The organism is Izhakiella australiensis (genome assembly GCF_002006995.1).
Taxonomy (GTDB): Bacteria; Pseudomonadota; Gammaproteobacteria; order Enterobacterales; family Enterobacteriaceae; genus Izhakiella; species Izhakiella australiensis.
The window spans coordinates 32,664-53,425 of record NZ_MRUL01000008.1 but is presented as its reverse complement, the minus strand read 5'-3'; the positions used below and the strand labels follow the sequence as shown (position 1 = coordinate 53,425).

The window sequence follows — 20,762 nt, the reverse complement described above, 5'->3', positions numbered from 1 at the left end:
ATTATTGTGCCGCCGCCATTAGCGCCTCGATCTCTTCCGCTTTTTTAACCACCGAATCCGTCAAATTTTCATTACCATTAGCGGTAATCACGATGTCATCCTCAATGCGAATACCGATGCCGCGATAGCGTTCTGGCACCTCCGCATCCGGCGCGATATACAGTCCCGGTTCGACGGTGAGCACCATTCCGGGCTCCAGCGGTCGATCGCGATCGACGCCATAATGACCGACATCGTGAACGTCAAGCCCCAGCCAATGCGACAGGCCGTGCATAAAGAATTGACGATGGGCCTGTTCAGCGATCAGCGTATCAACCTCTCCTTGCAAAATACCGAGCGCCACCAGGCCGGTAACCATAATGCGTACCACTTCCTGATTAACGCGGCGAATGCTGGTTCCCGGAGCAAACAGCGTCAGCGCTTTGTCGAGTGAGGCCAGCACGATGTCATAAATCTCACGCTGCGGCGCGCTGAATTTGCCGTTAACCGGAAAGGTCCGCGTAATGTCGCCGGCATAGCCGTAGAGTTCACAACCGGCATCAATTAACACCAGCTGGCCATCCTGCATCCGGCTTTCATTTTCCGTGTAATGCAGGATACAGCCGTTTTCTCCGGCACCAACGATGGTGTTATACGAGGGGAAGCGCGCCCCGTGGCGAGTAAACTCGTGCAGAATCTCGCCTTCAAGCTGATACTCGAAGTTTCCCGGGCGGCATTGCTGCATCGCGCGGGTGTGGGCCAGCGCGCTGATGCGTCCGGCTTCACGTAAAACCGCCAGCTCGCCCGGCGATTTGAACAGCCGCATCTCGTGAACTATCGGGCGCCAGTCCGTCAAGGTCGCCGGCGCCGAAAGGTTTTGCCGGCTGCCGTTGCGCAGGCGTTCAATAGCAGCGAATACCGCGCTGTCAGCGAAGCCATACAGTCCCTGAGCGTGATAAACCACGTCCAGGCCGTTCAATAGCTGCGGCAGCTGCTGTTCCAGCTCATCCCACGCCAGCGCCCGGTCGAGATTCAGGCGCTGCGGCGCCGCATCCTGACCGAGACGACGGCCAAACCAGATTTCAGCGGTTAAATCCCGCAGACGGTTAAACAACACCGTATGGCTGTGATTTTCAGCGCTCTTAATAATCACCAGCAGCGCTTCCGGCTCGTTAAATCCGGTCAGATACCAGAAGTCGCTGTTCTGGCGAAACGGGTACTCACTGTCAGCATTACGGGTGGCTTCCGGCGCGGCAAAAAATAGTGCCGCGCTGGCCGGTGCCATTTGGTCGACCAGCTGCTGACGACGGCGAACAAATTCTTGTGGTTGAATCATCACTACTCCTGAATCAATCCCTGAAACGCTGACACGCTATTCAGTGCAGGGTGGGCTTTTTCATTTCCACCGCCGTTGGCTGCGGGCGGCAAAAGGTTTCATGGCAAAGCAAGGCGGCGACCCGTACGTATTCGATCACCTCTTCCAACGACTCCTCCAGCTCTTGCTGGTCTTCATCTTCGTCATATCCGAGCTGAGCAATGGTACGCAGATCGTCAATAGCTTCGCCGGTTTCACCGGTTACCTTATCCAGTTTAGGCTGCGTGACCCCGAGGCCCAGTAAAAAGTGATTTACCCAGCCTGCCAGCGCATCGGCTCGATCAAATACTGTAACAATTTCATCGTCCGGTAGCAGCAGCTGAAACTCAAAGCTGTCATCTTCCAGCGTGGCGGTAATCGTACGATGAAGCTGTTCAACAGGCTGTTTCAGCGACTGTGAAAAAGCATTGCCTTCGTTAGTCAGATCGTAAATCAGTGCCTGCCAGCTATTATCACGGTTACCACCGCATACAATGCCGCTGATTAATCCGTGCATTTCCGCAGGCGTCATGCCGACCCCCTGCTGGCTGAGAGCGGAAGCGAGAGCGGCATAGCCTGGGACCATATTGGAAAGAGACATAGGTAATCATCATCGTTGACGGTTGGAGTTCGTGTTATGCTACCACCAGGTGGCTTACGGATTCCAGAAAGGGGGTTGTTTCTTCCCCCGGGGATATATATAGTGGCGTCCCTCGCAACCCATTGAGTGGAAAGGGCGTAGCGGGCGCAGTAAATCAGTCAGGAAGGTGGCATGTCTGCACAACCAGTAGATATACAGGTTTTTGGCCGTTCTTTAAGAGTAAATTGTCCGCCTGAACAGCAGGATGCGTTAAACGCAGCGGCGGAAGATCTTAATCAGCGGTTGCAAGATTTAAAAGTTCGCACTAGAGTCACAAATACCGAGCAACTGGTGTTTATTGCCGCGCTGAACCTCTGCTACGAACTGGCGCAGGAAAAAGGTAAAACGCGTGACTACGCCGCTAACATGGAGCAGCGCATTCGTATGCTGCAACAGACCATCGAGCAGGCGTTAGTTGAGCAAGGTCACATTACAAATCGCCAGGGTGCGAAGTTCGAATAACACGACATTGTCCATTGTGATACACTGACAGTGTTGTCAACTTTCTCTGAGATGTTTGCAAGCGGGCCAGTCCCCTGAGCCGATATTTCAAAAGCACAGAATGCGGCGCTCCGCGGTTTGTGCGCATGCCCGGTTCGTCCGGGAAGCCTGATAGCCGCGACGACGCATTCACCTTGAACCAAGGGTTCAAGGGTTACAGCCTGCGGCGGCATCTCGGAGATCCCCCTTACCCTTGTCGGGTACCCCATTTAAGTTGTCCTGAAGCCTTATCCGATCGTATTCTGAACAGCATCAACGCTGAACAGGAGATCGGCATGTCAGTTTCTCTGCGCGACCGCCAGGATATTCGTACTCATATGCGTCATCTGCGCCGCACGCTGCGCGACGATCAGCAGCAGCAAGCCGCTGAGCTGGCGGCGGAACATGCCATGGCGCTGCCGCAAGTACAGCAGGCGAGAAACGTGGCGATTTTTCTTTCAATGGACGGCGAGCTTAATACTCGTCCGCTGATTGCCCGCCTGTGGCACGAAAAAAAGCAGGTTTATCTGCCGGTCCTTCACCCCTTCTCTGCCGGACAGCTGCTATTTTTGCATTACGATACCGCAACCCCTCTGCATTTAAACCGCCTGCGCATCCCCGAACCGCCGCTGGACGTGCGCTGTCTGCTGCCGCTGAATAAGCTGGACGTGTTATTTGTTCCGCTGGTGGCCTTCGACAGCCTTGGACAGCGTCTCGGCATGGGGGGCGGCTTTTATGACAGGACGCTGCAGAACTGGCGCCAGCACGGATTCTATCCGCTAGGCCTCGCGCACGATTGTCAGCACGTGGAACGGCTGCCCAGCGCCAGCTGGGATATTCCGCTGCCAGCGGTGATTACGCCGGCGAAATTATGGCAATGGGAACTGGCAGGCAAGGTTAAATGACGGCCAGACCGGTGGATCCGGCCTGGCCGTTTTGACTTAATAAAGCAGGCGGGCTCTGATGGTGCCAGGGATAGCTTTCATCAGCTGTATCGCTTTTTCCGCCAGTTCCTCTTCCGCATCAATATCGATAACGACGTAACCCATCAGCGGGCTGGTCTGCAGGTACTGGGCGGCGATATTAATACCCTGCTCGGCGAAAATCTGGTTGATTGCTGTCAGCACGCCGGGACGGTTTTCATGGATATGCAGCAGGCGACTGACTGACTCGCCGTGCATCGGCAAAGAAACTTCAGGAAAATTGACCGCAGAGAGCGTTGAACCATTATCAGAGTATTTCGACAGCTTACCGGCAACCTCAAAACCAATGTTTTCCTGCGCTTCCTGAGTAGAACCGCCGATATGTGGCGTCAGCAGCACATTATCGAACTCGCACAGCGGCGAATTGAACGGATCGTTATTGGTGGCGGGTTCCACAGGAAATACGTCAATCGCCGCGCCTGAAAGATGCTTATTCGTCAGTGCCTGACAGAGTGCGGGAATATCGACCACCGTGCCGCGCGAGGCGTTAATCAGCAGCGCGCCGGGTTTAATCATCGCCAGCTCATTCGCGCCAATCATATTTTGCGTTGACGGCGTTTCCGGTACGTGCAGGCTAACCACATCGCTCATATTCAATAAATCGGACAGATGCTGAACCTGAGTAGCATTGCCCAAAGGAAGCTTGTTTTCGATGTCATAGAAGAAGACATGCATCCCCAGCGATTCTGCCAGCACGCCCAGCTGCATACCGATGTGACCATAGCCGATGATGCCAAGCTTTTTACCGCGCGCTTCATACGAACCCACCGCCAGCTTATTCCAGATACCGCGGTGCGCCTTGGCGTTCGCTTCGGGGATGCCACGCAACATTAACAGCAGCTCGCCAATCACCAGCTCAGCGACCGAGCGGGTATTAGAAAAAGGCGCATTGAACACCGGAATACCGCGCTTAGCGGCGGCGCCAAGATCGACCTGATTGGTTCCGATACAGAAGCAGCCGACAGCGACCAGTTTTTCCGCAGCGGCAAAAATCTCTTCGCTCAGCTGCGTGCGGGAACGGATACCAATAAAGTGCGCATCGCGTGCCGCCACTTTCAGCGCCTCGCTGTCGAGGGCGCCTTTATGAAATTCGATGTTGCTGTATCCGGCGGCGCGCAAGCTTTCCAGCGCGCTCTGATGAACGCCTTCCACCAGCAGAAATTTAATTTTGTCTTTTTCCAGTGATACTTTTGCCATTTCCCGACCCTATAAGCTGACTGCAAAAATGAATACTGGCCTTACTCCGCGTTTGCTAAGTTGAGTCACCGCAGTAATAAGACTGTCTTCTGTCAAAATAACAAAATTTTCGCCGTCAGCAATACGGCCCCCTGCCTGACGACTAGCATACTGCGCCCGCAGTAAGGCGGGTAACGACAGATAATGGCAATTTCATGACCGTTGGCAGAAACAATCGACTGGAAATGGCCATTTTGTGATATAAGTCACCAAAATGTGTCTGATAAATAAAATATCTTTTTTACTATAAAAAGCGCCGGGTGAAACCCTCGCAGAAATGCGACGGCTTCACCCGCAGCCGGCCAGATCATTTGCTGATGGTTCTTACCCCATCCGGACCGCCAATCAGCGCCACATCGGCGGCGCGCGCGGCGAACAGCCCGACGGTAACTACGCCGGGCAGCGCGTTAATCGCCCTTTCCAGCGCGTAGGGATCGACAATGCTCAGATTATGCACGTCCAGAATAACGTTGCCGTTATCCGTCACCACACTTTGACGATATTCAGGTAGCCCCCCCAGCTTAACCAGCTCCCGCGCGACATAAGAGCGCGCCATAGGAATAACTTCAACCGGCAGCGGAAATTTGCCCAGCACCGGCACCTGTTTCGACGCGTCGGCAATACAAATAAATTTATCGGCAACGGCGGCGACGATCTTTTCGCGGGTCAATGCCGCACCGCCCCCTTTAATCATTTGCATTTGGGGGTTAATTTCATCAGCGCCATCAACATAAACCGCCAGTCGATCGACGTTATTAAGATCGAATACCGGAATACCCAGGCTTTTAAGCTTCGCCGTCGAAGCGTCGGAGCTGGAAACCGCCCCCTCAATTTGATGTTTTATCGATCCCAGCGCATCAATAAAATGCGCGGCCGTGCTGCCGGTGCCAACGCCAACGATGGTACCGGGAGTAATATAATCCAGCGCCGCCCAGCCGACGGCTTTTTTCAGTTCATCCTGCGTCATCATAATTTAACCCATGCAGCCCGATAAAAGTGGCCTCAGTATAAAGAAGCTGGCAATAAATTACCTGACTGATAACGATAAATGCGTATTCCCTTCTCCTCTTCAGTTCAATAAGAAATAAACAGACCTTTTTTCATGAAAAATAAAAAACTATGGCATAGTGATAAATCGTTTTGCCAGATCCCACCTGAAGGAGACCCCACAACCCCATGAAACGCCCGGATTATCGAACGCTTCAGGCGCTGGATGCTGTTATTCGTGAACGAGGATTTGAACGCGCGGCGCAAAAGTTGTGCATCACGCAGTCAGCCGTGTCGCAGCGCATTAAGCAGCTGGAAAACATGTTTGGTCAGCCCCTGCTGGTTCGTACCATTCCCCCGCGCCCAACCGAGCAGGGGCAGAAGCTGCTGGCATTACTGCATCAGGTAGAGCTGCTGGAAGAAGAGTGGCTGGGAAATGAAAATGGCAGCGGCACTACGCCGCTGCTGCTGTCGCTGGCGGTTAACGCTGACAGCCTGGCGACCTGGCTGCTGCCGGCGCTAAAAAATGTGCTGAGCGATTCGCCCGTCAGGCTGAACCTGCAAGTTGAAGATGAGAGCCGCACGCAGGAACGCCTGCGTCGGGGCGAGGTGGTTGGCGCGGTCAGTATCCAGCCTCAGCCGCTACCGAGCTGCCTGGTCAGCCAGCTCGGTGCACTGGATTACCTGTTCGTCAGCTCGCCGGAATTTGCCGCCCGCTACTTTCCTAATGGCGTCACCCGCTCGGCGCTGCTGAAAGCGCCGGTGGTCGCCTTCGATCATCTTGACGACATGCATCAGGCTTTTTTGCAGCAGAATTTTGATTTGTCGCCTGGCAGCGTTCCCTGCCACATCGTTAATTCATCCGAAGCGTTTGTGCAGCTGGCCCGTCAGGGAACGACATGCTGCATGATCCCGCATCTGCAAATAGAGAAAGAGCTGGCGTCCGGCGAACTGATCGACCTGACGCCCGGGCTTTACCAGCGTCGAATGCTTTACTGGCATCGTTTCGCGCCGGAAAGTCGCCTGATGCGCCGCGTAACAGATGCCCTGATTGAGCATGGTCATCGCCTGCTGCGCCAGGATGCCGCCTGACGAAAAAAAGGCGCCTGAAGGCGCCCGGTTCTGCTGGCTGAGATGGCCAGACATTTGTGCTGGCCGTTCTGCCTGATTACTGATTATTCAGTTCAAACACCACATCAACCTGATCGTCGAAGTGGATGCTCTGCTGTTCATAGGTTTGCGCCGCAGAGGTTACCGCCGCTGAATCCGCCATTTTGAACATGCGCGTCATCGGAACCGGCTGATAGTTGGCTACGTGATAGCGAATGCTGTAGACCGGCCCCAGCTTGACATGAAAACCTTTGGCTAACTCATCAGCCTGCTCAGTCGCATTCTTGATGGCTTCTTCACGGGCTTTATCGCGATACTGCTGCGGGTTGGCTACGCCAAGATCGACGGCGCGAATTTCATTCAGACCGGATTTCAGCGCCCCATCCAGCAGGTCATTGAGCTTATCCAGCTTGCGCAGGGTTACCTGAACCTGACGCACCGCCCGATAGCCTTTCAGCTGTGATTTGCCATCTTTCAGATAATCATATTCCGGCTGAGTGCGCAGGTTTGCAGCATCGATATCTTTCTTTTCGATGCCCTGCTGCTTAAGAAAATCAAAATATTGCTGCACGCGGGAATCGGCCTGCTTCTTAGCCTCCGCCGCCTCTTTTGCCGATACGCTGACTTCAATCGTCAGCGTCGCGATATCCGGAGTGGCATCAACGCTCGCATGGCCGGAGGTAATTACGTGGGGTCCATTAGGCAACTCGCCTGCCTGGCTGATAGCAGGCATGATGCTCAAACCCAGAAGAGTGGCACATGCCAGGGCTTTCATTTTCACTTCAGTCCTCCTTGAAGAGAATTATCATTCACGGTAACCGCTGAGTTTGGCACAGCAGGCGGTCACGCAACATGGGTGATGCTCTGAGTTATGAAAGTGGGAAAAGTTCTGACATTATTGCCGGTTTACCCGGTTTTACAACATGGAAATCCCCTGCTGCGCCAGGCGCAAAGCAATAAACCACATAATCGCGCCCACCAGCAGGTTAATAATCCGCTGGGCCCGTTGGGAAACCAGCCGGGGCGCCAGCCATGAAGCCAGCAGCGCCAGGCCAAAAAACCACAGCAGCGAGGCGCTGATGGTACCGAGAGCAAACCAGGTGCGCTGTGCGGCCGGTAGCTGGCCCCCCAGGCTGCCCAGCACCACGAAGGTATCCAGATAGACATGCGGATTTAGCCAGGTCACAGCCATCATCGTCATCACGATGCGCCAGCGGCTCTGACGCAGCGTCTCAACCTGCAGCAGTTCAATTTCACGGCTAAACGCGGTGCGCAGCGCCCCCCAGCCGTACCACAGCAGAAAAGCCACTCCGCCCCAGGTGATCACCGTTAGCAGCAATGGCGAACGGGTGAGCAGCGCGCTGCCGCCAAAAACGCCGGCGCAAATCAGTATGATGTCGCTGAGCGTACACAGGCTGGCCGTCATCAGATGATACTGACGGCGGATCCCCTGATTCATGACAAACGCATTTTGCGGGCCAAGGGGGAGAATCAATGCGGCGCCCAACGCAATTCCTTGAAAATAAACAGCTAACATCCTGGTTCCTCACATACTTATCGACGTGAGGCAGTCTAGCCCGATACGATTATAAGATGAAATGGAAATTAATAATGCTGCATTAGCCGTGTTAATAATCAGCCAGCAGCAACTAAAACGGGCACCGCAGCGCCCGTTTTATTATCGGATTGTTGATTCAGAGCGGTTTTTCTAAACCTGTCTCTGACTGGCCCGGATTTTCATCAGGATTCTGCGTTTTGCTCTCCCCTTTGCTGTGATGCAAATGGACATCCATTTGTGGATAAGGAATGCCAATATCCTTCGCATCCAGCGCGCGTTTAAAGTTTTTCAGCAGGTCCCAGTAAACGTCCTGCAGATCGCCACTTTTACTCCAGCAGCGCACGACAAAGTTTAGCGATGAGGCCGCCAGCTCGTTCAGCCCAATCTGAATGCCCATATCCTGCAGAACGCGCTTATCGGCTTCAACCACGCCGCGTAGCAGAGCAATAACTTCGTCTACATCGGCTTCGTAAGCAACGCCGATAATAAACTCGTTACGCCGTACCGGTTCGCGGGAATAGTTGACGATATTGCCGGCAATGATTTTACCGTTTGGCACCACCACAATTTTGGCGTCGGCGGTCTTTAAGGTGGTCGAGAAAATTTGTACGCTAATTACGGTTCCCATTACGCCGCCCAGATCGACAAACTCGCCGGTGCGGAACGGTCGGAAGGTAACCAGCAGCACCCCTGCCGCGAGGTTGGAAAGCGCCCCCTGCAACGCCAGACCGACAGCCAGACCTGCGGCACCCAACACGGCAATCACCGAGGCCGTCTGCACACCCACCCGGCCCAGTGCGGCGATTAGCGTAAAAGCAATAATGCCGTAGCGCACCAGCGCGGAGAGGAAGTCAGCAACGGTTTTATCGACGCTGCGGCTAATCAGAAGCTTACTGATGCCGTTAGAAACGATACGCGCAACCATCATCCCGATAATCAGAATAACCAACGCCGCGAGAATGTTAACGGCGTAGCTCAGCAACAGCGCCTGATTGCGCGCCAGCCAGCCTCCGGCATGGTTTAGACTGTTAACAACGTTTAAATCATCCATTTTTGTACCCTGATTTTTATCCCCGTAGGAATAATGTGCCAATTAATGAAATGCTTAGCGTTAAGCCTATTTAAGCCTAAGCACAAATTGGTCATTCTGCCAGAGCTAGCGTCTGTTACGCCTGATAGTTGCTGATTATTCCACCGCCGATGCCTTCAGCGCACAAAAAAGCCCGCTCGATGGCGGGCTGGGCGCTAGAAATGAAGCCGCGACTGATTACAGTACGTCGACCGCATTTAGCTCTTTAAACGCCTGCTCCAGACGCGTCACCATTGAGGCCTGAGCATGACGCAGCCAGACGCGCGGATCGTAGTATTTTTTGTTCGGGCTGTCCGGTCCTTCCGGGTTACCCAGCTGGGCCTGCAGATAGCCTTCTTTCTGCTTGTAGTATTGCAGGATGCCGTCCCAGGTTGCCCACTGGGTATCGGTATCGATGTTCATTTTAATCACGCCGTAGCTGATTGATTCTTTGATCTCAGCAGCTGAAGAGCCTGAACCGCCGTGGAAGACGAAGTTCAGTGCGTTGTGCGCCAGGTTATGCTTTTTGCAAACATATTCCTGTGAGTCACGCAGAATAGTTGGCGTCAGCTTAACGTTACCCGGCTTGTACACGCCGTGAACGTTGCCAAAAGACGCGGCAATGGTAAAGCGCGGGCTGATGGCATTCAGCTTAGTGTAAGCGTAGTCGACGTCTTCCGGCTGAGAGTACAGCGCGGAGCTGTCAACGTGAGAGTTATCCACGCCGTCTTCTTCACCGCCGGTAACGCCGAGCTCGATTTCCAGCGTCATATTGAGTTTCGACATGCGCTGCAGGTATTTTCCGCACAGCTCGATGTTTTCTTCCAGAGACTCTTCAGACAGATCGATCATGTGGGAAGAGAACAGCGGCTTACCGGTGGCTTTGAAGTGCTCTTCGCCGGCGTCCAGCAGGCCGTCGATCCACGGCAGCAATTTCTTCGCACAGTGGTCGGTGTGCAGGATTACCGGCACGCCATACTGCTCGGCCATCAGGTGAACATGCTTCGCACCGGAGATAGCGCCGATAATGGCCGCCGCCTGCGGTTTATCAGACTTATAGCCTTTACCCGCGATAAACGCCGCGCCGCCGTTAGAGAACTGCACAATCACGGGCGCTTTAACTTTCGCCGCCGCTTCCAGCACGGCATTAATCGAATCCGTGCCGACGCAGTTAACTGCTGGCAAAGCAAATTTATTCTCTTTTGCTACCTGAAAAATTTTCTGTACGTCATCACCGGTGACAACGCCTGGTTTTACGAAATCAAAAATTTTAGACATGTTCATGTGTCCTGTTTCGTCGGCCGTGAATCCCCTTCCTCTTTCAGCACCAGCTGAAAGTTACCGGGTCTTTATGTTTCCTGGTAAGGACGGGTCGTAACCCGCCCTCAAATCTGATTACTGCTTAGCGCGCGCTTCCAGCATTGCAACTGCTGGCAGCTTTTTGCCTTCGACGAATTCAAGGAATGCGCCGCCGCCGGTTGAGATATAAGAGATTTTATCTTCAATGCCAAAGATATCGATGGCAGCCAGGGTATCACCGCCACCGGCAATTGAGAATGCATCGCTGTCTGCAATTGCCCTGGCGACAATCTCGGTGCCTTTGCGGAAATTAGGAAATTCAAATACGCCAACCGGACCATTCCACAGAATAGTTTTGGCTTCTTTCAGCAACTTAGCCATGGCCTGCGCGGTTTCATCACCGAAATCCATGATCTCTTCGTTATCTGCAACGTCGCTGACTTTTTTCACCGTTGACGGCGCAGTTTCAGAGAATTCCGTGCCAACGCGAGAGTCGGTCGGTACCGGAATATGGAACTCATCGCGCAGTTTTTTCGCCGCTTCAACAAAATCAGGCTCGTACAGCGATTTACCAACGTTGTTATCAATGGCAACGAAGGTATTGGCAATACCGCCGCCAACAATCACCGTATCAGCAATTTTTACCAGCGAGTTCAGCACGTCAAACTTAGTGGAGACTTTAGAACCCCCTACTACCGCGACCATCGGACGCGCCGGGTTAGACAGCGCTTTACCCAGCGCTTCCAGCTCAGCGGCCAGCAGCGGACCTGCACAGGCAACCGGCGCAAATTTTCCAACGCCGTGCGTTGAAGCCTGGGCGCGATGGGCGGTACCAAAAGCATCCATCACGAAAACATCACACAGCGCGGCGTACTGTTTAGAAAGCGCTTCATCGTCTTTCTTCTCGCCTTTGTTAAAGCGAACGTTTTCCAGCACGACCAGCTCGCCTTCAGCAACATCTACGCCATTGAGATAATCTTTCGCCAGGCGAACCGGCGCTGAGAGTTTACTTTTCAGGTGATTAACAACCGGCAGCAAAGAGAACTCTTCATTGTATTCACCTTCGGTCGGACGACCCAGGTGAGAAGTAACCATCACTTTTGCGCCTTGCTTAAGCGCTGCTTCAATCGTCGGCAGCGAGGCGCGAATACGTGCATCAGACGTTACTTTTCCATCTTTAACCGGCACGTTAAGATCGGCGCGGATTAGTACACGTTTACCTGCCAAATCCAGATCGATCATCTTAATAACAGACATAGTGAACCCTCTCGTTGATTCTCTTCAATTTTCGCAGGCGCAAACCGCACCTTACCTGAAACCACTGGTTGCCATTGCTAACGTCGTATCAAGCATCCGGTTAGCAAAGCCCCATTCGTTGTCGCACCAGACTAACGTCTTAATCAGGTGCCGTCCGCTGACCCGCGTTTGCGTACCGTCCACAATGGCGCTATGGGGGTCATGGTTAAAATCAATTGAGACTAACGGTAATTCCGTATAGTCAACTATACCACTAAATGCTCCCTGCGCTGCGCCGTGCAGTAATTGATTGACCTCGCAGGCCTGCACCTCTTTTTTCACACTCACGCTCAGGTCAATAGCCGTCACGTTTATGGTCGGCACGCGTACCGCAATCGCCTCAAAGCAGTCGCTAAATTTAGGAAAAATGCGCGCAATACCGGCAGCAAGACGCGTATCAACCGGAATAATTGACTGGCTTGCCGCGCGCGTGCGCCGCAGGTCGCTGTGATAAGCGTCGATCACCTGCTGATCGTGCATCGCCGAATGGATGGTCGTCACAGTGCCGGACTCAATGCTGAAAGCATCATCCAGTAACTTGATGATCGGAATAATACAGTTGGTGGTACAAGACGCATTAGAAACGATGCGGTGCTCTGGCTGCAGGTGCTGGTGATTAACGCCATAAACGACGGTGGCATCAAGGTCGTTAGCCCCAGGGTGGGAGAACAGCACTTTTTTAGCGCCGGCCTGCAAATGGGCCTCGCCGTCGGCCCGGCAGCCAAATACCCCGGTACAGTCGAGAACAATCTCAATGGAGAGCTCTTTCCAGGGCAGTTGCGCAATTTCCCGCTGATGCAGGATACGAATCGTATCGTCGCCAACCTGCAGAGTGTCTCGTTCCTGACGCACGTCCAGGGCAAAACGACCGTGGCTGGTATCGTACTTCAACAGATGCGCCATTCCGGCAGAATCGGCCAGCTCGTTAATCGCGACCACGCTTATTTCGGCGCGACGGCCGGTCTCATATAGCGCCCGCAGAACGTTGCGCCCAATACGGCCAAACCCATTAATGGCAATCCGAACTGTCATACCACTCCTGCCAACGCTATCCAGTCATTTTGCTGCCTAAGACTGAGGCCGCTGTCGCTATTTGTACAGTAATTTTTACCTGTAATCACTCAGGTAACGTTTCAAGCTCATCAGGCACAGCAGATACTGAACCGATTCAGCAATAATAAAGGAATTAAGGAATAACTGGAATGATTGCGGTCAAAAACGCTGCGATAATTAGATCTTCATCACAAAAGAAGATCTGGCTAAAAAAGAAGGAGGCCTGTTGGCCTCCTCCTGAAATCAACGGACTGGCCTCAGGCCAGTCCGGGCGTCAAGTCAAGCCACGGCAAATTATAAAATAGCTTTTGCCTGCGCGACAACGTTATCCACGGTGAAGCCGAACAGCTCAAACAGCTTCTCCGCCGGCGCGGATTCACCGAAAGTGGTCATACCCACCACGGCGCCATTCAGGCCGGTATATTTGTACCAGTAGTCGGCAATGCCGGCTTCAATCGCCACGCGAGCGCTGACCGCTTTCGGCAGTACGGATTCACGGTAAGCAGCATCCTGCTTGTCAAAGGCATCAGTAGACGGCATGGAAACCACGCGCACTTTAACACCTTCGCCGCTAAGTTTTTCCGCTGCGGCAACGGCCAGCTCGACTTCAGAACCGGTAGCAATCAGGATCAGCTGCGGCTGACCGTCACAATCTTTCAGCACATAACCACCGCGCGCCACGTCAGCCAGCTGCGCCGGAGTACGCGCCTGCTGCGCCAGATTCTGGCGTGAGAAGATCAGCGCCGTCGGGCCGTCATGACGTTCAATTGCATATTTCCACGCCACCGCTGATTCAACCTGATCGCACGGACGCCAGGTACTGATGTTCGGCGTAACGCGCAGGCTGGCAAGCTGCTCAACCGGCTGGTGCGTCGGACCGTCTTCGCCGAGGCCGATTGAATCGTGGGTGTAAACCATCACCTGGCGAATTTTCATCAGCGCCGCCATGCGCGCCGCGTTACGCGCATATTCGACAAACATCAGGAAGGTCGCGGTATAGGGAAGGAAGCCGCCGTGCAGGGCAATACCGTTGGCGATGGCCGTCATACCGAATTCGCGCACGCCGTAATGAATGTAATTACCGGCTGCATCTTCATTAATCGGTTTTGAGCCAGACCACATGGTCAGGTTGCTCGGCGCCAGGTCGGCCGAGCCGCCTAAGTATTCCGGCAGAATTTTACCAAAGGCCTCAATGGTATTCTGCGAAGCTTTACGACTGGCGATTTTCGCCGGATTGGCCTGAAGCTGCTCAATAAACTTCTGCGACTCGGCCTGCCAGCTATCAGGCAGCTGGTTGGTGGTGCGACGTTTAAACTCAGCAGCCAGCTCCGGGTAAGCCGCAGCATAGGCCGCAAAGCGGGTGTCCCAGTCAGACTCTTTTGCCTGACCAGCCTCTTTGGCATCCCACTGGGCATAAATGTCTGACGGGATCTCGAAAGGTGCGTAGTTCCAGCCCAGCTGCTTACGCGTCAGCGCGATTTCATCATCGCCCAGCGGCGCGCCGTGAGAATCATGGGTGCCGGCTTTGTTCGGCGAACCGAAGCCAATGACGGTTTTACACATGATAAGCGTTGGCTTATCGGTAACTGACTTCGCCTCTTCAACCGCTTTTTTGATGGCAGCGGCATCATGGCCGTCTACGCCACGGATCACATGCCAGTGATAAGATTCAAAACGTTTCGCGGTATCGTCGGTAAACCAACCTTCGGTGTGCCCGTCAATCGAAATACCGTTGTCATCATAGAAAGCGATCAGCTTACCAAGCTTCAGCGTGCCAGCCAGCGAGCACACCTCATGAGAGATGCCTTCCATCATGCAGCCATCGCCCATAAACACGTAAGTATGGTGATCGACGACGTCATGCTGCGGGCGGTTAAACTGCGCCGCCAGCGTGCGTTCAGCAATCGCCATACCAACGGCGTTAGCAACGCCCTGCCCCAGCGGACCGGTAGTGGTCTCAACGCCCGGCGTGTAGCCGTATTCAGGATGGCCCGGCGTTTTGGAATGAAGCTGACGGAAATTTTCCAGTTCTTTAATCGGCAGGCCGTAGCCGGTGAGATGCAGCAGGCTATAAATCAGCATCGAACCGTGGCCGTTGGACAGCACAAAGCGGTCGCGGTTAGCCCACAGCGGATTGGCAGGGTTATGGTTCAGAAAATCGCGCCATAATACTTCAGCGATATCCGCCATACCCATCGGGGCGCCTGGATGGCCAGATTTGGCTTTCTGAACAGCGTCCATACTTAATGCGCGAATAGCATTGGCAAGCTCTCTACGAGATGACATTTTTAACTCCCGGTCAGATTTATCGCTTCGCCGTCCTTAACTTATTGATATCAGGTAATTATCAGGCAAAGCTACAGAAGGTCGTTCAACAATGTACATGAAACAAGGGCTGGATGTACATGGAGCGAAGCGGTAAATCTGCGGCGAAGAATGCGCATTCAGACTGCCCCCAACAGGCCGGAAGCTAATAAATGATTATACTGCCTCTTTATTTCGCGTAGTTGCCCTTTGTCTCTACGCCATATTGCAGTCGTTATACTTGTTACCTGATGGGGAAAATATCATGAAAAAATCGCTGCTTACCGTCGCGCTCACCGCTTCGCTTCTGGCTGGATGTCAGAATGTTGATAATAATGCCCTGATGCAATCAGGCGCTCAGGCTTACCAGGCTATGGCGCTCAGCGATGCTCAGGTCAAAGAACTCAGCAATAAATCCTGCGAGCAAATGGATAAAGAGGCGCAGATTGCACCACCTGAAAGTCCATACAGCCAGCGATTGAGCAAAATTGCCGCCGCGCTGGGGGACAACATTAACGGTACGCCCGCTAACTACAAAGTTTATCTAACCAAAGACGTTAACGCCTGGGCTATGGCTAATGGTTGCATCCGCGTTTACAGCGGTTTAATGGATATGATGGACGACAACGAAGTGGAAGGCGTACTGGGTCATGAAATGGGCCACGTTGCGCTGGGCCATACCCGTAAAGCAATGCAGGTCGCTTTTGGTACCACCGCTGCGCGTACCGCGGCGGCGGCATCTGGCGGCATAATCGCCTCTTTATCGCAATCACAGCTGGGTGAGATGGGCGAAAAGCTGGTCAACGCGCAGTTTTCCCAGACTCAGGAATCTCAGGCGGATGATTATTCTTACGATCTGCTGAAAAAGCGCGGCATCGATCCACAGGGACTGGTTACCAGCTTTGAAAAACTGGCAAAGCTGGAACAGGGGCGCCAGAGCAGCATGTTTGACGATCACCCCCCCTCTGCTACGCGCGCTGAGCATATTAAAGACCGCATTGCCGCCGATAAAAAGTAAGCGGCAAAAAAACTTTTGCCATAAAAAAACTGCACCTTACTCAGTTGGGAGTCCAACTTTTAGGGTGCAGTCCAGTTAGCAGAGCTTGTGATTATTTACGGCCAAAAATATTATCGACCAGCGCGCCAAGGTGCTCGGTATTCAGCGTCCCTTGCGGACTGGCTTTATCAACCAATTCAGGCAGCACCTGCTGTAGATGGCTCAGCGCCCCTTCAGTATTGGTGCCAAGCTTATCCGCCAGTGACTGCAGTTCACTGTGATCAAACGCCGACTGAAGCTGACTAGCTTCGACCGACGTGTTCTCACCCTGCCCCAGCCAGCTACCGAGAATAGCGCCCAAGCCGCCCTGATGAAGCTTTTCCAGCACCGCCTGAAAGCCGCCCTGCTCCTCAACCCATTGCAGAACGGCATTCAGAACCTGCGATTCCTGGCTGTGAACGTCACTTTTCGCCTGGCCACCCGCGATATTTTTAATTACCTGATCCAATAATCCCATCGGCATCTCCTGTCGTTGATCGTCTCAACGTGGTACACGAGGGCCGCTGCGTACGGCCCTGCTTGCAGACAGTTATTCGTCTTCCAGATAAGTATAGCCATAAAGACCGGCCTCAAACTCTTCGAGGAATTGAGCGCGCAGCTCCTCATCAAGATCGGTCTGTTTAACCTGATTACGGAAGTGGGTCAGCAATTCATCCGGCTTCAGCTGAACGTATTCCAGCATATCGGCTACGGTGTCGCCTTCGTCGGAGATCTGCACTTCGAGGCTGCCATCCGCGAAGGCGAATACATCCACAGCCTCGGTATCGCCGAACAGATTATGCATATTGCCGAGGATTTCCTGGTATGCCCCAACCATAAAAAAACCAACCATCGGCGGGTTTTGCGGATCGTACTCCGGCATCGGCATGGTGGTGGCAATACCATCGCCATCAACGTAATGATCGATTGCCCCGTCAGAATCACAGGTAATATCCAGCAGCACCGCACGGCGCTCCGGCGGCTTATTCAGGCCTTCCAGCGGCATCACCGGGAATAGCTGGTCGATACCCCAGGCATCCGGCATCGACTGAAACAGGGAGAAATTGACGTACATTTTGTCCGCCATACGCTCCTGTAGTTCATCAATAATCGGGCGATGGGCACGATTGCTAGGGTCGAGGTGGTGCTCAATATAGTGACAAATGCTGAGATAAAGCTGCTCTGCCCAGGCGCGCTGAACCAAATCGTAGTGGCCCTGCGCATAACCGGTATGGATATCAAACAGGTCCATCTGGCTGTCATGCAGCCATTCACGCAGCGAACGGCGATTATTGGGTTCGTGCATCTCCTGCCAGGTATCCCACATGCTGAGCATCGGACGCGGCGCGTCCTTAGCCGGAGCGTGCGGAGTGCTGAACTCATTGCGCTCAACGCCGATAATATTGGAAACCAGCACGGTATGGTGCGCGGTAACGGCGCGGCCAGATTCAGTAATGACCGTTGGGTGTGGGAGACCATGCTCTTCGCAGGCATCGCCGATAGCCCAAATCACGTTATTGGCATATTCATTCAGGCCGTAATTGACCGAACAATCAGACTGCGAGCGGGTTCCCTCATAGTCAACGCCAAGGCCGCCACCCACGTCAAAGCACTGAATATTCACGCCCAGCTTCGCCAATTCGACGTAAAAGCGTGCGGATTCGCGAACGCCAGTGGCAATATCGCGGATGTTGGCCATCTGCGATCCCAAGTGAAAATGCAGCAGCTGCAGGCTCTCCAGCCGCCCGGCCTGGCGCATGATATCGACCAGTTGCAGCACCTGGGTGGCGGACAGACCAAATTTGGATTTTTCACCGCCGCTGGACTGCCACTTGCCGGAGCCTTGTGAAGCAAGGCGCGCGCGAATGCCAAGACGAGGCACCACGTTCAGCCGCTCGGCCTCTTCCAGCACCAGCTTCACCTCCGTCATTTTTTCCAGCACCAGATAGACTTTATGGCCCATCTTTTCGCCGATCAGTGCCAGACGGATATATTCACGGTCTTTATAGCCATTACAAACTATCACCGAGCGGGTCATGCCAGCATGCGCCAGCACCGCCATTAACTCCGCCTTGGAGCCAGCTTCCAGCCCCAGCGGCTCGCCGGAGTTAATCAATGACTCAATCACGCGCTTGTGCTGGTTAACCTTAATCGGGTACACCAGAAAATAATCGCCGCGATAGCCATAGGACTCACGGGCGCGCTTAAAAGCGGCGTTAATTGAGCGCAAGCGGTGCTGCAAAATTTGCGGAAAGCAGAACAGCGCAGGCAGGCGCTGCCCATCGGCCTCGCGCTCTTTTACCAGTTTCGCCAGGTCAACGCGCGCTTCCGGAACATCCGGATCGGGGCAGACGCTGATATGCCCCAGTTCGTTAACGTCATAATAATTGTTACCCCACCAGGCTATGTTATACGTCCTGAGCATTCTGCTGGCGTCCTTATCGTTCATCGCTACCTCCTGCATTGAGCGGAGTTCACCCTGTTCGCCTGCTGACGAACGCTTAATATTCTTCATGTCGTCAGACATCACGAACCTCTTATATTATTGTAAAACACCTAATCAGACTCCGTGAAGCGGTCGTGAAAACCAGTCAGGAATACTCCGAAGTTACGCTACTTCAGGAATATCGGAGCTAAAAGCCAGGCCAAGCTTAGCCTGCACGCGTGTCCGCCCCATGACCGCAGCGCGGAAATTGCATGAGGGACAATCAGGGAACAACAAAGGAAGAGCAATGCGGAGCGGCCGCTGTCATGGACCAAAAGAGAAAACGCCTGCTTCATTAGATTTATCACCTCCACATACAGAGCGGTATGCGGTTTATAAACGGGTGAAAACTGGCCGGATATGCCAGCATAAGCCTGCGGACGTTGGACGTACACCGCTCGACAGCGGCGTTTTATACCGCGAGCAGTGCTAAATTGCAAAAGCAAAATATGCCCTCAGCATCAGCGGAAAAAAATTATCCTTTCGACGTATCGGGTTACGTTTGCGCAATAAAAAACGCTGGCAATGGACTGACAGGGTCATTTAAAATAGCCATCCAGAAGTTAATCCGTCCATACAGATTAACTTCTACGCGTTTTGAACTGGTACTGCTGCTGGCTTTGCCTTAGGGGGCTTTGGCGCCTTGCCATTTGCTGTGCAGTCTTTTTCTCACCCGTTTAAGTAAGGTAAAGAATTAATGGCTAAACATCTTTTCACCTCAGAGTCCGTTTCAGAAGGACATCCCGATAAAATCGCCGATCAGATTTCTGATGCCGTGCTGGACGCTATCCTGGAGCAGGATCCTAAAGCACGCGTGGCCTGCGAAACTTACGTAAAAACCGGCATGGTGCTGGTTGGTGGTGAGATTACCACTTCGGCATGGGTCGACATTGAAGAGATCGCCCGTAATACCGTGCGTGAAATCGGCTATGTTCATTCTGATATGGGCTTCGATGCCAACTCCTGCGCGGTGCTGAACGCCATCGGTAAGCAGTCACCGGATATCAACCAGGGTGTCGATCGCGCCGATCCGCTGGAGCAGGGTGCCGGCGATCAGGGTCTGATGTTTGGTTACGCCACCAATGAGACCGACGTGCTGATGCCAGCGCCGATTACTTACGCGCACCGGCTGGTACAGCGCCAGGCCGAAGTACGCAAAAACGGCACTCTGCCCTGGCTGCGTCCTGACGCCAAAAGCCAGATTACCTTCCAGTATGACGACGGCAAAATCGTTGGTATCGACGCCGTAGTGCTTTCAACTCAGCATGCTGAAGAGATCAGCCAGAAAGCGTTGCAGGAAGCGGTGATGGAAGAGATCATCAAGCCGGTTCTGCCCTCTGAATGGATTAACGCCGCAACCAAATATCATATCAACCCGACTGGTCGTTTCGTTATCGGCGGCCCAATGGGTGACTGCGGCCTGACCGGTCGTAAAATCATCGTGGATACCTACGGCGGCATGGCGCGCCACGGCGGCGGTGCATTCTCCGGTAAGGACCCATCTAAAGTTGACCGTTCTGCGGCCTATGCTGCGCGCTACGTGGCAAAAAACATTGTTGCCGCCGGTCTGGCAGAGCGCTGCGAAATTCAGGTTTCTTATGCAATTGGCGTCGCAGAGCCAACCTCTATCATGGTTGAAACTTTCGGTACCGGTAAACTTCAGAACGATCAGCTGACCCTGCTGGTGCGTGAGTTCTTCGATCTGCGTCCGTATGGCCTGATTCAGATGCTGGATCTGCTGCATCCGATTTATCGTGCTACCGCAGCCTATGGCCATTTTGGTCGCGAAGAATTCCCCTGGGAGAAAACCGACAAGGCTGAACAGCTGCGCGAGGCAGCCGGTCGCTAAGCTTTATCTTTGTGGTAAAGGGCCGTTCATGACGGCCCTTTGAT

The 20,762-nt window shown here is 53.6% G+C and carries 18 protein-coding genes and 1 other RNA gene; 6 read left to right on the top strand and 13 right to left on the bottom strand.

Annotated elements, in window-relative coordinates; genetic code table 11:
- Position 1: 1 nt before the first annotated feature.
- Together pepP and BTJ39_RS12770 are read right to left on the bottom strand one after the other, a co-directional pair.
- Positions 2 to 1,315: a Xaa-Pro aminopeptidase gene (gene pepP, locus BTJ39_RS12775; protein WP_078003088.1), complete on the bottom strand. Its 1,314-nt coding sequence runs from the start codon at positions 1,313 to 1,315 to the stop codon at positions 2 to 4.
- A 40-nt stretch (positions 1,316 to 1,355) separates the two neighbouring features.
- Complete coding sequence (locus tag BTJ39_RS12770) at positions 1,356 to 1,934, bottom strand: YecA/YgfB family protein (RefSeq protein ID WP_078003087.1); 579 nt, start codon at positions 1,932 to 1,934, stop codon at positions 1,356 to 1,358.
- A 171-nt stretch (positions 1,935 to 2,105) separates the two neighbouring features.
- On the opposite strand from BTJ39_RS12770, the gene zapA reads away from it, so the two are divergent.
- The 3 genes from zapA to BTJ39_RS12755 all read left to right on the top strand — a co-directional run bounded on the left by zapA (position 2,106) and on the right by BTJ39_RS12755 (position 3,358).
- Positions 2,106 to 2,435: a cell division protein ZapA gene (gene zapA, locus BTJ39_RS12765; RefSeq protein ID WP_078003086.1), complete on the top strand. Its 330-nt coding sequence runs from the start codon at positions 2,106 to 2,108 to the stop codon at positions 2,433 to 2,435.
- Positions 2,436 to 2,475: 40 nt separating this feature from the next.
- Positions 2,476 to 2,659, top strand: a non-coding RNA gene (gene ssrS, locus BTJ39_RS12760) — 6S RNA.
- A gap of 90 nt (positions 2,660 to 2,749) precedes the next feature.
- Positions 2,750 to 3,358: a 5-formyltetrahydrofolate cyclo-ligase gene (locus BTJ39_RS12755; protein ID WP_078003085.1), complete on the top strand. Its 609-nt coding sequence runs from the start codon at positions 2,750 to 2,752 to the stop codon at positions 3,356 to 3,358.
- Between the two features lie 36 nt (positions 3,359 to 3,394).
- Here the strand turns inward: BTJ39_RS12755 and serA are convergent, their stop codons facing one another.
- Positions 3,395 to 4,633 carry a phosphoglycerate dehydrogenase gene (gene serA / locus BTJ39_RS12750; RefSeq protein ID WP_078003084.1) on the bottom strand — a complete coding sequence of 413 codons (1,239 nt, stop codon included), beginning with the start codon at positions 4,631 to 4,633 and terminating at the stop codon, positions 3,395 to 3,397.
- Positions 4,634 to 4,979: 346 nt separating this feature from the next.
- Positions 4,980 to 5,639, bottom strand: a complete 660-nt coding sequence (gene rpiA / locus BTJ39_RS12745) for a ribose-5-phosphate isomerase RpiA (protein WP_078003212.1) — start codon at positions 5,637 to 5,639, stop codon at positions 4,980 to 4,982.
- A gap of 209 nt (positions 5,640 to 5,848) precedes the next feature.
- Between rpiA and BTJ39_RS12740 the strand changes: the two genes are divergently transcribed.
- Positions 5,849 to 6,751: a LysR family transcriptional regulator ArgP gene (locus tag BTJ39_RS12740; RefSeq protein WP_078003083.1), complete on the top strand. Its 903-nt coding sequence runs from the start codon at positions 5,849 to 5,851 to the stop codon at positions 6,749 to 6,751.
- Positions 6,752 to 6,827: 76 nt separating this feature from the next.
- Here the strand turns inward: BTJ39_RS12740 and BTJ39_RS12735 are convergent, their stop codons facing one another.
- The 7 genes from BTJ39_RS12735 to tkt all read right to left on the bottom strand — a co-directional run bounded on the left by BTJ39_RS12735 (position 6,828) and on the right by tkt (position 15,330).
- Complete coding sequence (locus tag BTJ39_RS12735; protein ID WP_078003082.1) at positions 6,828 to 7,550, bottom strand: oxidative stress defense protein; 723 nt, start codon at positions 7,548 to 7,550, stop codon at positions 6,828 to 6,830.
- Positions 7,551 to 7,685: 135 nt separating this feature from the next.
- Positions 7,686 to 8,306: an arginine exporter ArgO gene (argO, locus tag BTJ39_RS12730; protein WP_078003081.1), complete on the bottom strand. Its 621-nt coding sequence runs from the start codon at positions 8,304 to 8,306 to the stop codon at positions 7,686 to 7,688.
- A gap of 157 nt (positions 8,307 to 8,463) precedes the next feature.
- Positions 8,464 to 9,378, bottom strand: a complete 915-nt coding sequence (mscS, locus tag BTJ39_RS12725) for a small-conductance mechanosensitive channel MscS (protein ID WP_078003080.1) — start codon at positions 9,376 to 9,378, stop codon at positions 8,464 to 8,466.
- 216 nt (positions 9,379 to 9,594) lie between these two features.
- Positions 9,595 to 10,674 (bottom strand): class II fructose-bisphosphate aldolase, encoded by a 1,080-nt coding sequence (gene fbaA / locus BTJ39_RS12720; RefSeq protein WP_078003079.1) that lies wholly within the window; start codon positions 10,672 to 10,674, stop codon positions 9,595 to 9,597.
- Between the two features lie 117 nt (positions 10,675 to 10,791).
- Positions 10,792 to 11,952 carry a phosphoglycerate kinase gene (gene pgk / locus BTJ39_RS12715; RefSeq protein ID WP_078003078.1) on the bottom strand — a complete coding sequence of 387 codons (1,161 nt, stop codon included), beginning with the start codon at positions 11,950 to 11,952 and terminating at the stop codon, positions 10,792 to 10,794.
- 51 nt (positions 11,953 to 12,003) lie between these two features.
- Positions 12,004 to 13,023: an erythrose-4-phosphate dehydrogenase gene (gene epd, locus BTJ39_RS12710; protein ID WP_078003077.1), complete on the bottom strand. Its 1,020-nt coding sequence runs from the start codon at positions 13,021 to 13,023 to the stop codon at positions 12,004 to 12,006.
- Positions 13,024 to 13,338: 315 nt separating this feature from the next.
- Complete coding sequence (gene tkt / locus BTJ39_RS12705; RefSeq protein ID WP_078003076.1) at positions 13,339 to 15,330, bottom strand: transketolase; 1,992 nt, start codon at positions 15,328 to 15,330, stop codon at positions 13,339 to 13,341.
- Positions 15,331 to 15,613: 283 nt separating this feature from the next.
- Here tkt and loiP point away from each other — a divergent pair, with 283 nt between their 5' ends.
- Positions 15,614 to 16,366, top strand: coding sequence for a metalloprotease LoiP (gene loiP / locus BTJ39_RS12700; RefSeq protein ID WP_078003075.1), 753 nt, complete (start codon positions 15,614 to 15,616; stop codon positions 16,364 to 16,366).
- A gap of 91 nt (positions 16,367 to 16,457) precedes the next feature.
- Here loiP and BTJ39_RS12695 read toward each other — a convergent pair whose 3' ends face one another.
- Both BTJ39_RS12695 and speA read right to left on the bottom strand, forming a co-directional pair.
- A complete protein-coding gene (locus BTJ39_RS12695) occupies positions 16,458 to 16,862 on the bottom strand; it encodes a YidB family protein (protein WP_078003074.1) in 405 nt (134 codons plus the stop codon).
- Between the two features lie 72 nt (positions 16,863 to 16,934).
- On the bottom strand, positions 16,935 to 18,911 hold the full coding sequence (gene speA, locus BTJ39_RS12690) for a biosynthetic arginine decarboxylase (RefSeq protein WP_078003073.1): 1,977 nt from the start codon (positions 18,909 to 18,911) through the stop codon (positions 16,935 to 16,937).
- A 655-nt stretch (positions 18,912 to 19,566) separates the two neighbouring features.
- Here speA and metK point away from each other — a divergent pair.
- On the top strand, positions 19,567 to 20,718 hold the full coding sequence (gene metK / locus BTJ39_RS12685) for a methionine adenosyltransferase (protein ID WP_078003072.1): 1,152 nt from the start codon (positions 19,567 to 19,569) through the stop codon (positions 20,716 to 20,718).
- The last annotated feature ends 44 nt before the right edge of the window (positions 20,719 to 20,762 follow it).

Coding starts and splice junctions, on each gene's coding strand:
- pepP (WP_078003088.1), bottom strand. CDS start 1,315: ATGATTCAACCACAAGAATTTGTTCGCCGTCGTCAGCAGCTGGTCGAC.
- BTJ39_RS12770 (WP_078003087.1), bottom strand. CDS start 1,934: ATGTCTCTTTCCAATATGGTCCCAGGCTATGCCGCTCTCGCTTCCGCT.
- zapA (WP_078003086.1), top strand. CDS start 2,106: ATGTCTGCACAACCAGTAGATATACAGGTTTTTGGCCGTTCTTTAAGA.
- BTJ39_RS12755 (WP_078003085.1), top strand. CDS start 2,750: ATGTCAGTTTCTCTGCGCGACCGCCAGGATATTCGTACTCATATGCGT.
- serA (WP_078003084.1), bottom strand. CDS start 4,633: ATGGCAAAAGTATCACTGGAAAAAGACAAAATTAAATTTCTGCTGGTG.
- rpiA (WP_078003212.1), bottom strand. CDS start 5,639: ATGACGCAGGATGAACTGAAAAAAGCCGTCGGCTGGGCGGCGCTGGAT.
- BTJ39_RS12740 (WP_078003083.1), top strand. CDS start 5,849: ATGAAACGCCCGGATTATCGAACGCTTCAGGCGCTGGATGCTGTTATT.
- argO (WP_078003081.1), bottom strand. CDS start 8,306: ATGTTAGCTGTTTATTTTCAAGGAATTGCGTTGGGCGCCGCATTGATT.
- mscS (WP_078003080.1), bottom strand. CDS start 9,378: ATGGATGATTTAAACGTTGTTAACAGTCTAAACCATGCCGGAGGCTGG.
- fbaA (WP_078003079.1), bottom strand. CDS start 10,674: ATGTCTAAAATTTTTGATTTCGTAAAACCAGGCGTTGTCACCGGTGAT.
- pgk (WP_078003078.1), bottom strand. CDS start 11,952: ATGTCTGTTATTAAGATGATCGATCTGGATTTGGCAGGTAAACGTGTA.
- epd (WP_078003077.1), bottom strand. CDS start 13,023: ATGACAGTTCGGATTGCCATTAATGGGTTTGGCCGTATTGGGCGCAAC.
- tkt (WP_078003076.1), bottom strand. CDS start 15,330: ATGTCATCTCGTAGAGAGCTTGCCAATGCTATTCGCGCATTAAGTATG.
- loiP (WP_078003075.1), top strand. CDS start 15,614: ATGAAAAAATCGCTGCTTACCGTCGCGCTCACCGCTTCGCTTCTGGCT.
- BTJ39_RS12695 (WP_078003074.1), bottom strand. CDS start 16,862: ATGGGATTATTGGATCAGGTAATTAAAAATATCGCGGGTGGCCAGGCG.
- speA (WP_078003073.1), bottom strand. CDS start 18,911: ATGTCTGACGACATGAAGAATATTAAGCGTTCGTCAGCAGGCGAACAG.
- metK (WP_078003072.1), top strand. CDS start 19,567: ATGGCTAAACATCTTTTCACCTCAGAGTCCGTTTCAGAAGGACATCCC.